We start from the raw sequence: 11,498 nt of genomic DNA, 5'->3' as shown, positions 1-11,498 counted from the left end.
CTAAAATACTTGACTAAAGGATTTTAACAGTGGCAACACAACAGAAAATAAGAATTAAGCTTAAATCGTACGATCATAACCTGATTGATAAATCAGCTGAAAAGATTATTCAGACTGTGAAATCAACAGGAGCTGTGGTATCCGGTCCAATTCCATTGCCGACCAATAAGAATATTATCACAGTTAACAGATCTGTTTTTGTGGATAAAAAATCACGAGAACAATTTGAGTATCGTTCACATAAACGGTTGATAGATATCCTGTCAACCGGTTCACAAACCGTTGATGCCCTGATGAAGCTAGAGCTTCCTTCTGGCGTGGATGTAGAAATTAAAGTGTAAAAATTCCAAAAGTACCATGAGTGGTTTAATCGGAAAAAAAGTGGGAATGACAAGTATCTTTGATGAATTGGGACGCAGTATTGCTGTCACAGTGATCGAAGTACCTGCTTGTACAATTACCCAGATAAAAACAGAAGAAAGTGACGGATATAATGCCGTTCAAATAGCAGCTTTTGATAAAAAGAGAAAAAATATATCAAAAGCGCTGAATGGGCATTTTGAAAAAGCCGGATCTGAGCCTAAAAGAATTGTAACTGAATTCAGAGATTACATTCCTGAAGGATTTGAAATAGGCGATGAATTAAACATTGATGATGTTTTCACTGTAGGAGATCATGTTGATGTAGCCGGAATTTCAAAGGGAACCGGATTTACAGGTGTAATTAAGCGACATAATTTCCATGGTGTTGGTGACCAAACACACGGTCAGCATAACCGGGAAAGAGCACCTGGTTCAATCGGTCAGGCATCTGATCCATCCCGCGTCTTTAAAGGGATGAAAATGGCCGGACGATCCGGAAATCAAAGAACTAAAATTAAAAATCTTTCTGTAGCTAAGATTCTTCCGGAATCAAACCTGATGATGATTACCGGATCAATACCGGGATCTAAAGGTGGTTACGTAGAGATTTATAATCAATCACAGAAATTAGCCTGATGGAATTAACGATTTATAAAACTGACGGAACAAGCAGTAAGAAAAAGGCTCAATTGAGTGATTCTATCTTCGCTATCGAGCCTAATGAAACAGTTTTGTACGAAGATGTTCGTCGTATTCAAGCTAATAGCCGTCAAGGTACAGCTAAGACAAAAGAAAGAGGCGAAGTAAGAGGCGGCGGTAAAAAAGCGTACAAGCAAAAAGGAACCGGTATGGCCCGTCGAGGTTCAATCCGTTCTCCACTTTTAAAAGGTGGTGGTACTGTTTTTGGTCCTAGACCAAGAACATACACCGTAAACCTTTCCAAGAAAGCTAAAAGACTTGCTCGTAAATCAGCTCTTTCACTAAAAGTTTCAGAAGAGTCACTGGTTGTTGTTGAAGATTTTTCTTACGAAGCGCCTAAAACAAAGCAAGTAGTTGAGCTTTTAACCGCTTTGAAACTGGATGGTAAAAAAGTGCTTCTTTTAACTTCAGAAATGAATAAAAACATATTTATTTCAGCCCGTAACATTCCTGGTGTTAGTGTATTGGAAGCCAGTAAGCCATCTACTTACGAAATAATGAAAGCTGATGTTGTCATATTTCAGGAAAGTGCAGTATCTGTTCTTGAAAACAGCATCGAACCAAAAGTTGATGAGGAAGCAGCATGAGTGTATTAGTTCAACCATTAATTACTGAGAAACTGACTCGTCTTCAGGAAGAGCATCAGCAGTATGCATTTGAAGTAAGTAGAAATGCAACAAAACCACAGATCAGAAAAGCTGTTGAAGAGAAGTACCCTGAAGTAAAAGTTGCTAAAGTGAATACGATTATTGTTCCTTCCAAACCGAAAGGCAGATTTACTAAAAGTGGATTTGTAAGTGGAAGAAGCAAAGTATGGAAGAAAGCGATTATTACGCTCAAGGAAGGAGAAATAGACTTTTTCAGCGAAATTTAAAGAAATTTAGACAATGGCTACTAAGCAATTAAAACCAACAACCCCCGGACAGCGCCATCGTGTTGCACCAGTATTTGATGATGTAACCACAAACAGGCCGCAGAAGTCTCTGACTCAAGGAGCTGGTAAATCCGGTGGTAGAAACAACCGTGGTAGAATGACCTCCCGACGACGAGGAGGAGGCCATAAGCGTAAGTACCGCGTAATTGATTTCCATCGTAATAAATTTGATATCCCTGCAAAGGTTCAAACAATTGAGTACGATCCGAACCGAACTGCAAGAATTGCATTATTAGCTTATGCTGATGGTGAGAAAAGATATATAATCGCTCCAAGTAAATTGAGTGTTGGCGATACTGTAATCAGCAGTAAGACTGCCGCACCTGAAAATGGAAATGCAATGCCACTGAAGAGCATGCCTTTGGGTACTGTTGTTCACAATGTGGAAATGATTCCAGGTAAAGGTGGTCAACTTTGCAGAAGTGCCGGTACAAATGCTCAATTGGTTGCTAAAACTGATAAGTATGCTACTGTGAAACTTCCTTCTGGTGAAGTTAGAATGGTATTGGCAAATTGCTTTGCTACTGTTGGTACTACAAGTAATGCAGATCACTTCAATACTTCAAAAGGTAAAGCCGGTCGTAACAGATGGCTTGGAAGAAGACCTAAAGTAAGGGGTGTTGCGATGAACCCGGTTGATCACCCAATGGGTGGTGGTGAAGGAAAAGCTTCTGGAGGTCATCCAAGATCTCCATGGGGACAATCTGCCAAAGGGAAAAAGACAAGAAAACCGAAAAAGTTATCGTCTAAATTTATTGTTAGACGACGAAAAACTAAAAAAGCTTAATAAGTATGCCACGTTCGCTAAAAAAAGGGCCTTTTGTTCACTATAAGCTTCAGCGTAAGATTGATGCTGTGAATGAGAGCGGCAAAAAGAAAGTAATCAAAACCTGGTCCAGAGGTTCAATGGTAACACCGGATTTTGTTGGCTTGACCATCGCAGTTCATAATGGCAAGCAGTTTATACCTGTTTACATTACAGAAAATATGGTTGGACATAAACTTGGTGAATTTGCACCAACGAGAACATTTCGTGGCCATCCTTTAAAAAAGGCTAAATAATTAAAAGAGATTGATTGATGGAAACGCCAGTATTTGAAGCAAAAGCAGTACAAAAACATCTCCGAAAGTCTGCCCGTAAGGTGAGACTGGTAGCCAATTTTGTAAGAGGTGAGCGAGTGGATAAGGCACTTACAAAGCTTGATTTTGAATCAAAATCATCTTCAACAGATGTGGCAAAGGTTATTAAATCGGCTGCTGCAAATGTGAGAGATAAATTTCAGGAAGAGCGGTTGGATAACGACCTACTGTTTATCAAAGAAATTTATGTTGATGAAGGTGTGACTTTGAAAAGAATTCAACCGGCTCCAATGGGACGTGCCCATAGAATTAACAAAAGAAGCTGCCATATCACTGTGGTTGTTGCTAAGCTTCAGGAAGAAACTGTAACAGAAGAATAAACGAGTAGAACATTGGGACAAAAAACCAATCCAACCGGACTAAGACTTGGAATCATTCAAGGATGGGAATCCAATTGGTATTCTGAAGAGAATGAACCGGCTATGCTGGTGGAAGATCATAAGCTTCGCGAATATCTGGCAACCCGTTTAAGAAATGGCGGATTATCAAACGTCGTTATTGAACGAACACCCAAGAGAATATTACTTACACTGAATACTTCCAGACCCGGTGTGATTATCGGTAAAGGTGGTGAGCAAATTGAACTCCTTCGTGAGGAGCTCAAGAAAATCACCAATAAAGAAGTTCAGATCAATGTAAGTGAAATTAAGCGACCAGAATTAGATGCAAGCTTAGTAGCACAGAATATTGCCCAGCAGCTTCAGGCAAGAGTATCATTCAGAAGAGCTATGAAAACAGCGGTTTCTTCTGCGATGAGAATGGGCGCCAAGGGTATTAAGATTAAATGTTCCGGTCGACTCGGTGGAGCGGAAATGGCACGTACCGAACAGTACAAAGAAGGCCGTGTACCTCTGCACACATTGAGAGCTGAAATTGATTACTCAAACACCACTTCAAATACCATTTATGGTTCTATTGGTGTAACCGTTTGGATTTTCAAAGGCGAGATTATCGGTGATGTTGATTTAACACCGGGCTCTCAAACAAAACAGGATGATGAGCCGCAACGCAAACGTTCCGGTAAATCTGGTGACAGAAGATCCAGAAGATCGAAAAGACGCAGTAGAAATTAACCGTTTTAGTATAGAACAATGTTAGAACCAAAAAGAGTACAAAGAAGAAGAGTTCATCGTGATAAACTCAAAGGGAATGCCCAGAGAGGACACACTCTCGCTTTTGGTAGTTTTGGACTAAAAGCCCTGGAACCAAAGTTTATCACCTCTAGACAAATTGAAGCGTGCAGGGTAACCATCGCACGTACTTTGCAAAGAGACGGTAAAACTTTTATCCGAATTTTTCCTGATCGTCCAATTACACGTAAACCTGCTGAAACCCGAATGGGTAAGGGTAAAGGTACTCTGGACCACTATATTGCAGTTGTAAAACCGGGCAGAATACTGTTTGAAATTGCTGGTGTTAGCGAAGAACAAGCTAAAGAAGCTCTCAGACGTGCGTCTAATAAACTGCCAATTAAAACAAAATTTATAAAGCGTCGCGATTACGACGGTGTATAATTGACAGAGGTTTAAAAGATGAAAGCACACGAATTACGAGACTTAACGATGACGGAATTGGAGGCCAGGCTGAAAGATGAAATTGAAGCTTTGGAAAACTTTCGATTTAACAAAGCAATTGCTGGCCAAATTGAAAATCCGGCCAAAATAAAAAATACCAAGCGGGAAATTGCCCGTTTGAATACGATTATTAATGAAAAATTAGGTGCTGAATAAATTATGGCTGAAGCACAAAGATCTCAAAGAAGAACCAGAACCGGTCGGGTAGTAAGTGACCGAATGGAAAAGAGCATTACAGTTGCTGTAGACAGACAGATTAAACATCCGATCTACGGTAAGTTTATTACAAAAACAACCAAGTATATGGCGCATGATGAAAACAATGATGCCAAAATTGGTGATACTGTATTGATAATGTCAACTCGGCCTCTATCAAAACGCAAAACATGGCGTTTGGTAGATATCGTAGAAAGAGCAAAATAACGTTCAATCTTGTAGGTAAAGCTCATGATTCAAACGCAAAGTGTATTAACAGTTGCCGATAATAGCGGCGCAAAAAAGGTGATGTGTATTAAGGTTCTTGGAGATTCAAGAAGACGTTATGCACGTATTGGAGATTTAATCTCATGCTCTGTAAAAACAGCGATACCCGGAGGAAATGTTAAGAAGGGAGAAGTTGTACAAGCTGTAGTTGTGAGAACTAAAAAGGAAATTCGTCGCCGTGATGGAAGTTATATTCGTTTTGATGAAAACGCGGCAGTAATTATTAACAAAGAAAAGGAACCGGTTGGAACTCGGATTTTTGGACCTGTAGCCAGAGAGCTTCGGGAAAGAAATTTCATGAGAATTGTTTCACTGGCTCCGGAAGTACTTTAAAATCATATTTGTTATGCCACGTAAGTATAACACGCAAAAGAAATTACATGTTAAAAAAGGCGATAACGTTTTAGTTATTGCCGGAAATGACAAAGGGAAACGAGGTCGTGTTCTGTTTGTATATCCAAAAACTGATCGTGTATTGGTAGAAGGGATTAATATGAGAACACATCACGAAAAACCATCTCAGGATAATCCACAAGGTGGACGCCTTAAAAGAGAAGCATCTGTCCATATATCCAATGTGATGGTGATTGACCCAACTACTGACGAGCCAACTCGGATTGGACGCAAAAGAATTGAAGAAGAAGGTGGTGGTCGTTGGGTGCGATATGCAAAAACCAGTGGCGAAATCATTGATAAATAAATAGTAGAATGGCTGAAGCAAGACTTTATACAAATTACAAAGAAGACATTATACCTAAGCTCAGAGAAGAGTTTAAGTATGAGAACATCATGGGTGTACCCAAATTACAGAAGATTGTAATCAATGTTGGTGCCGGTGATGCTATGAATGATGCCAAGATACTCGACGTCATTAGCGATAATATTGCAACCATAACCGGGCAACAACCCGTAAAGACCAAGGCCAAAAAATCGATTGCGAACTTCAAATTGAGAGAAGGGATGCCAATTGGTTGTAAAGTGACTTTGAGAGGAAAAATAATGTATGAATTCCTCGACAGGCTCATTAACTTGGCGCTGCCCAGAACCCGAGACTTTCAGGGTGTTCCAAATAAAAGTTTTGATGGCAGAGGAAATTACACGATGGGTATTAAAGAACATACCATTTTCCCTGAAATTGATGTTGATAAGGCAAAATTAGTGCATGGTATGGACGTAACGTTTGTTACTTCAGCTGAAAGTGATGAAGAGGCGTTTACGCTTTTGAAGCACTTTGGAATGCCATTCAAAAAATAATTTAATACTAAGACAAGGTTCGATAATGGCTAAAAAATCCTGGATAGCGAGAAACGAAAAACGTAAACGAACAGTAGAAAAATACGCCGAGAAAAGACGTCAGCTTAAAGAAGCAGGCGACTACGAAGCGTTGCAAAAACTGCCTCGCGATGCAAGTCCTACAAGAGTAAGAAATCGTTGCTCAATTACAGGACGTTCAAGAGGTTATATAAGCAAGTATGGCGTATCAAGAATTAAATTCCGTGAACTTGCTTTAAATGGTAAAATTCCCGGCATTCGTAAAGCAAGTTGGTAAACTGGAGATTTTAAATTATGCAAAGCGACACAATATCAGATTTTTTAACACGCATTAGAAATGCACAGCGTGCCGGCCACAGACGCGTTGACATTCCCGCTTCGAAAATTAAACGGGCAATGACAAAGATTCTTGTGGATAAAGGTTACGTGAATAGGTTCATCGATATCGAAGATGGCAAACAAGGTATTATCAGGATCTTCTTGAAGTATGATGCCTATGGAAAGCCTGTAATTCGCGAGATGAAACGTGTATCCAAGCCGGGATTAAGAAAGTACAGTTCATCTGACAATATACCGAGATCTTACAATGGTCTGGGAGTTGTAATTGTATCAACTTCAAGAGGTGTAATGACAGACAAAGAAGCTCGTAAACTAAATGTAGGCGGAGAAATTCTCTGCACTGTTTACTAATAAAAGAATTAGAGAAAAGTTATGTCCAGAATAGGTAAGCAGCCCGTTCCATTACTGAAAAACGTTGAGTTTTCTATTGATGCCGATAACGTAGCTACTGTTAAAGGCGAAAAAGGAACCGGTACACTGCGTATACATCCTGAAATTAAAGTAGAAACTACAGAAAGTGAGATTATTGTATCTCGCAGCAGCGATTCGAAAGAACATAAATCGCTCCACGGTCTCTACCGCTCTTTAATTGACAATATGGTTAAAGGAGTTTCTGAGGGCTATAAAAAGCAACTCGAAATTATCGGTGTAGGTTATCGTGCTGCTTTTTCTGGCGGTGTTCTTGAATTGAACCTGGGTTATTCACACCCAATTTATTTTATGCCTCCGGAAGGAATTGATATTGAAGTGGATACTAAAACAAAGAAAAATCCAATTCTTAATATCAGTGGTGTGAATAAAGAGTTGGTCGGTCAAGTTGCGGCTAAAATCAGATCTCTTCGTAAGCCCGAACCTTACAAAGGGAAAGGAATCCGCTACGTTGATGAGTATGTACGTAGAAAAGCCGGTAAATCTGCAGCTAAATAATTTTAGAGATCTTTTAGAACTATGAAGAAGAATAAGAAAAAGATAGAACGTAGAAATAAGATCCGCAGACGAATTCGTTCTACGATCCGCGGTACAGCTGAAAGGCCACGATTGAGCATTTTCAAAAGTAATAAGCATGTTTACCTGCAGCTTATTAATGACAGAGAAAATGCCACCTTGGCAGCGATGTCAACTAAATCTGATGATTTAGAGAAGGAATTAAAAGACAAACCAGGTGTTGAAGCTGCACATCTAGTAGGCAAGGCTCTTGCTGAAGTAGCAAAAGACCAGGGAATTACAAAAGTTGTTTTTGACAGAAGTGGATATAAGTACCACGGTGTTGTTAAAGCAGCTGCTGATGGTGCCCGTGAAGGAGGATTAGACCTATAAAATTATTTGAATTATGCCTAAAGTAAGAAGAAAACATAACATCCCGGCTGCTAATTTGAACCTTGAAGAGAAGCTCGTTCACATTAACAGAGTTTCTAAAGTGGTTAAAGGTGGTCGTCGATTCAGCTTTAATGCAATTGTAGTAGTTGGTAATGGTGAAGGTGTTGTAGGCCACGGATTGGGTAAGGCAAATGAAGTTGCCGATGCAATTCAAAAAGGCTTTGATAATGCCAAGAAAAACCTGATTAAAGTACCGATTACTAAATCAGGAAGTATACACCATCCAGTTGTGGGTAAAAAGGGTGCCGGTAAGGTTCTTTTGCGACCGGCTGCTGAAGGTACAGGTGTAATTGCCGGTGGTCCTGTAAAATCTATTTTAGAGGTTGCCGGATTCCATAATATCCTCTCAAAATCTTTGGGATCATCAAATCCGCATAACATGGTTAAAGCTGCTTATGAAGCTCTGAGAGAATTGACCGACCCTGTTGAGGTTGCTCAACGTAGAGGAGTTAGCGTAAGCAAAGTCTTTGAAGGATAATCAATCGTTTTAATAGAGATCTATCATGAAATTACACAATTTAAAAGCACCGATAACCAACCAGCAAACTCGTAAAAGAGTTGGGCGTGGACAAGGTTCCGGTATGGGCGAACAATCTGGAAGGGGCCATAACGGTCAAAAATCCAGAAGTGGTAGTAAAGTGAAAGCCTGGTTTGAAGGTGGACAGATGCCGCTTCAAAGAAGAGTTCCGAAATTTGGATTTAAGAATCCATTCAGAACAGAATACCAAGCATTAAATGTTCAAAAAGTAGCTGATTTTATTGAGGCTGGTCGTTTAACTGAAAATGTAACCATTAATGATTTAGTGGGTGCCGGTTTAGTTGACGATAAAGAAAGAGTGAAACTCTTGGGTACTGGCGAAATTAGTCAAAAAGTATCTATAGAAGTACACGCTTGCAGCAATTCAGCAAAAGAAAAAGTTGAATCCGCAGGCGGAGAAGTAACTATCATCTCGTAACAGCCACAATCATCTCAGTTGAATATATCTAATGAGTTTAATAGAAAACTTTAGAAACATATTTAAAATCGAAGACCTCCGGAATAGAATTCTCTATGTGGTCGGAGTTCTTATGGTGTATCGTATCGGTAGTTATGTTACGATGCCCGGAGTAGACGCAAGTTTACTAACTCAATCGCAAGGAGATGCATCTAGCCTGTTGGGGCTTTTTGACCTGTTTGTAGGTGGAGCTTTCTCGAGAGCCGGTGTATTTGCTCTTGGAATTATGCCCTACATTACTGCAGCGATTATCATTCAGCTGATGGGTGCTGCGGTTCCTTACTTCCAAAAACTTCAGCGTGAAGGTGAGGAAGGTAGAAGGAAAATTAATCGTTTAACACGATATGGAACTGTAGGTATTACTGCTGTACAGGCGATTGGTTTTGCTATTAATTTAATGGCAACTTCACCAGATGCCATCGTAGTGTCTAATGCTACATTTATATTTACCTCGATTGTTGTCCTAACCGCAGGTACTACATTTGTAATGTGGCTTGGTGAACGTATTACTGACAGGGGAATTGGGAATGGTATTTCACTGCTGATTATGATTGGTATTATTGCGGTGTTGCCTACGAATTTGATGAATGAGATCCAGACTACGAACAATGCAATTATTATCATTGTTGAGTTAGCAGGTTTGGCACTAGTTATCGCATCTTGTGTACTCTTAACTCAGGGAACAAGAAAAATTCCGGTACAGTATGCAAAGCGTGTTGTTGGTCGAAAAGTTTATGGTGGCACTACGCAGTATTTACCGATTAGAGTTAATGCAGCAGGAGTAATGCCTATTATTTTCGCTCAGTCAATTATGTTTATACCCAGTACGGTAGGAACATTTTTTCCGGAAAATCAGACTGTACAATGGTTAACCGCCTGGTCGTCCGATTTTACAGGAATTACTTATTCGATCATATTTTTCATCATCTGTGTGTTTTTTACTTTCTTTTATACTGCCATTGCAGTGAATCCGAAAGAGATGGCAGATACAATGAAGAGACAGGGTGGATTTATCCCTGGAGTTAGACCTGGTAAGCAGACTGTTGAATTTATTGACAACATTTTGACAAAGATTACATTACCCGGTTCGTTATTCTTGTCATTCGTGGCGATTATGCCTGCGATTGTAGCAAGAATGGGAGTTACACCCGGTTTTGCTCTCTTTTACGGTGGAACGAGTTTGCTGATTATTGTGGGTGTTGCATTAGACACCCTTCAGCAAATTGAAAGCCATCTGATGATGAGACACTATGATGGATTTATGAAATCAGGTAAGATCAAAGGAAGACGAAGAGCCTGATGATCTACCTGAAAAGTGAATCGGAAATTGAAAAACTGAGGGAAGCTGCACAGTTAGTGTCCAGAACATTAGCTGAAGTTGCTAAGAAAATTTCCCCGGGTGTTCAAACCGGTACACTTGATAGAGTAGCTGAAGATTTTATTAAAGAAAATAATGCAAGGCCTGCGTTTAAGGGTTATGGATCAAAACAGAATCCTTTTCCGGCTAGTTTGTGTATTTCAATTAATGAAGAAGTAGTACATGGTATTCCCGGTAAGCGAGAGCTTAAAGAAGGAGATATCGTTTCTATAGATTGCGGTGTTGAGAAGGACGGGTATTTTGGTGATCATGCTTATACATTTGTAGTGGGTGAGTGTGATGACAAGACCAAAAATCTGTTAAAAACAACACTCGAATCTCTTTATAAAGGGATTGAAAAAGCAATACATGGAAATAAAATTGGCGATATTGGCGCTGCTATTCAAAAGCACAATGAAGCCGAAGGTTTTGGTGTAGTTAAAGATCTTGTAGGTCATGGGATCGGAAAAAATATGCACGAAGATCCATCTGTTCCGAACTATGGCAAACCGGGTCGTGGTGAAAGATTGCGATCAGGTATGACATTGGCAATTGAACCGATGATTACAGAAGGAACCTGGAAAGTAAAAACATTGTCTGATGGATGGACAATCGTTACTGCTGATAACTCCAGGGCAGCTCATTTTGAGCATGATATTGTAGTAAGAGAAGGAAAAGCTGAAATTCTCAGTACTTTTAATTATATTGCTGAGATCACAAAAAATGAAATTTTAGAAACGCATTATGGCTAAACAAGAGCCTATAAAGCAAGACGGAAAAATTTTAGAAGCATTACCTAACGCACAATTTCGTGTGGAACTAGATAACGGGCATGAAATATTGGCTCACGTATCAGGTAAAATGAGAATGTACTACATAAAAATCTTACCGGGCGACAGAGTACAGGTTGAAATGTCTCCGTATGATTTAACGAAAGGAAGAATAACATATCGTTACAAGTAAAA

23 protein-coding genes are annotated in these 11,498 nt (G+C 39.7%); all 23 read left to right on the top strand.

The annotated features are described in order from the left end of the window. Positions 1–29: 29 nt before the first annotated feature. Genes rpsJ through infA form a run of 23 tightly spaced genes read left to right on the top strand, consistent with a single transcriptional unit; the run spans position 30 to position 11,496 of the window. A complete protein-coding gene (rpsJ, locus tag CWD77_RS13010; RefSeq protein ID WP_101074014.1) occupies positions 30–341 on the top strand; it encodes a 30S ribosomal protein S10 in 312 nt (103 codons plus the stop codon). A 16-nt stretch (positions 342–357) separates the two neighbouring features. Beyond that, positions 358–999, top strand: a complete 642-nt coding sequence (gene rplC, locus CWD77_RS13005) for a 50S ribosomal protein L3 (protein WP_101074013.1) — start codon at positions 358–360, stop codon at positions 997–999. Then, positions 999–1,649 carry a 50S ribosomal protein L4 gene (gene rplD / locus CWD77_RS13000; RefSeq protein ID WP_101074012.1) on the top strand — a complete coding sequence of 217 codons (651 nt, stop codon included), beginning with the start codon at positions 999–1,001 and terminating at the stop codon, positions 1,647–1,649. The genes rplC and rplD overlap by 1 nt, the downstream gene beginning before the upstream one ends. Further along, positions 1,646–1,936 carry a 50S ribosomal protein L23 gene (gene rplW, locus CWD77_RS12995; RefSeq protein ID WP_101074011.1) on the top strand — a complete coding sequence of 97 codons (291 nt, stop codon included), beginning with the start codon at positions 1,646–1,648 and terminating at the stop codon, positions 1,934–1,936. Before rplD ends, rplW begins: the two co-directional genes overlap by 4 nt. Before the next feature lie 13 nt (positions 1,937–1,949). Then, a complete protein-coding gene (gene rplB / locus CWD77_RS12990; protein ID WP_101074010.1) occupies positions 1,950–2,783 on the top strand; it encodes a 50S ribosomal protein L2 in 834 nt (277 codons plus the stop codon). 5 nt (positions 2,784–2,788) lie between these two features. Next, positions 2,789–3,058: a 30S ribosomal protein S19 gene (gene rpsS, locus CWD77_RS12985; RefSeq protein ID WP_101074009.1), complete on the top strand. Its 270-nt coding sequence runs from the start codon at positions 2,789–2,791 to the stop codon at positions 3,056–3,058. A 17-nt stretch (positions 3,059–3,075) separates the two neighbouring features. Then, positions 3,076–3,456 carry a 50S ribosomal protein L22 gene (rplV, locus tag CWD77_RS12980; protein ID WP_101074008.1) on the top strand — a complete coding sequence of 127 codons (381 nt, stop codon included), beginning with the start codon at positions 3,076–3,078 and terminating at the stop codon, positions 3,454–3,456. Between the two features lie 12 nt (positions 3,457–3,468). After that, the gene (rpsC, locus tag CWD77_RS12975; RefSeq protein WP_101074007.1) at positions 3,469–4,209 is read left to right on the top strand and encodes a 30S ribosomal protein S3; all 741 of its coding nucleotides are present in this window, start codon (positions 3,469–3,471) and stop codon (positions 4,207–4,209) included. 18 nt (positions 4,210–4,227) lie between these two features. Beyond that, the gene (gene rplP / locus CWD77_RS12970) at positions 4,228–4,650 is read left to right on the top strand and encodes a 50S ribosomal protein L16 (RefSeq protein ID WP_101074006.1); all 423 of its coding nucleotides are present in this window, start codon (positions 4,228–4,230) and stop codon (positions 4,648–4,650) included. 18 nt (positions 4,651–4,668) lie between these two features. Next, the gene (gene rpmC / locus CWD77_RS12965) at positions 4,669–4,866 is read left to right on the top strand and encodes a 50S ribosomal protein L29 (RefSeq protein ID WP_101074005.1); all 198 of its coding nucleotides are present in this window, start codon (positions 4,669–4,671) and stop codon (positions 4,864–4,866) included. A gap of 3 nt (positions 4,867–4,869) precedes the next feature. Further along, positions 4,870–5,133 (top strand): 30S ribosomal protein S17, encoded by a 264-nt coding sequence (gene rpsQ, locus CWD77_RS12960; RefSeq protein ID WP_101074004.1) that lies wholly within the window; start codon positions 4,870–4,872, stop codon positions 5,131–5,133. 24 nt (positions 5,134–5,157) lie between these two features. After that, a complete protein-coding gene (gene rplN / locus CWD77_RS12955; RefSeq protein ID WP_101074003.1) occupies positions 5,158–5,526 on the top strand; it encodes a 50S ribosomal protein L14 in 369 nt (122 codons plus the stop codon). 13 nt (positions 5,527–5,539) lie between these two features. After that, positions 5,540–5,893 carry a 50S ribosomal protein L24 gene (gene rplX, locus CWD77_RS12950; RefSeq protein WP_101074002.1) on the top strand — a complete coding sequence of 118 codons (354 nt, stop codon included), beginning with the start codon at positions 5,540–5,542 and terminating at the stop codon, positions 5,891–5,893. An 8-nt stretch (positions 5,894–5,901) separates the two neighbouring features. Continuing rightward, on the top strand, positions 5,902–6,447 hold the full coding sequence (rplE, locus tag CWD77_RS12945; protein ID WP_101074001.1) for a 50S ribosomal protein L5: 546 nt from the start codon (positions 5,902–5,904) through the stop codon (positions 6,445–6,447). A 25-nt stretch (positions 6,448–6,472) separates the two neighbouring features. Then, complete coding sequence (gene rpsN, locus CWD77_RS12940) at positions 6,473–6,742, top strand: 30S ribosomal protein S14 (RefSeq protein WP_101074000.1); 270 nt, start codon at positions 6,473–6,475, stop codon at positions 6,740–6,742. Between the two features lie 17 nt (positions 6,743–6,759). After that, positions 6,760–7,155: a 30S ribosomal protein S8 gene (rpsH, locus tag CWD77_RS12935; protein ID WP_101073999.1), complete on the top strand. Its 396-nt coding sequence runs from the start codon at positions 6,760–6,762 to the stop codon at positions 7,153–7,155. Between the two features lie 21 nt (positions 7,156–7,176). Further along, positions 7,177–7,731, top strand: a complete 555-nt coding sequence (rplF, locus tag CWD77_RS12930) for a 50S ribosomal protein L6 (RefSeq protein ID WP_101073998.1) — start codon at positions 7,177–7,179, stop codon at positions 7,729–7,731. A gap of 21 nt (positions 7,732–7,752) precedes the next feature. Further along, positions 7,753–8,121 carry a 50S ribosomal protein L18 gene (gene rplR, locus CWD77_RS12925; RefSeq protein ID WP_101073997.1) on the top strand — a complete coding sequence of 123 codons (369 nt, stop codon included), beginning with the start codon at positions 7,753–7,755 and terminating at the stop codon, positions 8,119–8,121. 13 nt (positions 8,122–8,134) lie between these two features. Next, complete coding sequence (rpsE, locus tag CWD77_RS12920) at positions 8,135–8,659, top strand: 30S ribosomal protein S5 (RefSeq protein WP_101073996.1); 525 nt, start codon at positions 8,135–8,137, stop codon at positions 8,657–8,659. A 25-nt stretch (positions 8,660–8,684) separates the two neighbouring features. Then, positions 8,685–9,137, top strand: a complete 453-nt coding sequence (rplO, locus tag CWD77_RS12915) for a 50S ribosomal protein L15 (protein ID WP_101073995.1) — start codon at positions 8,685–8,687, stop codon at positions 9,135–9,137. Positions 9,138–9,168: 31 nt separating this feature from the next. Next, complete coding sequence (gene secY / locus CWD77_RS12910; RefSeq protein ID WP_101073994.1) at positions 9,169–10,476, top strand: preprotein translocase subunit SecY; 1,308 nt, start codon at positions 9,169–9,171, stop codon at positions 10,474–10,476. Continuing rightward, positions 10,476–11,285 (top strand): type I methionyl aminopeptidase, encoded by an 810-nt coding sequence (gene map / locus CWD77_RS12905; RefSeq protein ID WP_101073993.1) that lies wholly within the window; start codon positions 10,476–10,478, stop codon positions 11,283–11,285. Before secY ends, map begins: the two co-directional genes overlap by 1 nt. Next, a complete protein-coding gene (infA, locus tag CWD77_RS12900) occupies positions 11,278–11,496 on the top strand; it encodes a translation initiation factor IF-1 (RefSeq protein ID WP_101073992.1) in 219 nt (72 codons plus the stop codon). The genes map and infA overlap by 8 nt, the downstream gene beginning before the upstream one ends. Positions 11,497–11,498: the final 2 nt, after the last annotated feature.

The sequence above is a fragment of the Rhodohalobacter barkolensis genome (genome assembly GCF_002834295.1).
GTDB classification, from domain to species: domain Bacteria; phylum Bacteroidota; class Rhodothermia; order Balneolales; family Balneolaceae; genus Rhodohalobacter; species Rhodohalobacter barkolensis.
The sequence above is the reverse complement of the archived record's forward strand: the minus strand, read 5'-3'. Positions and strand labels throughout refer to the sequence as shown.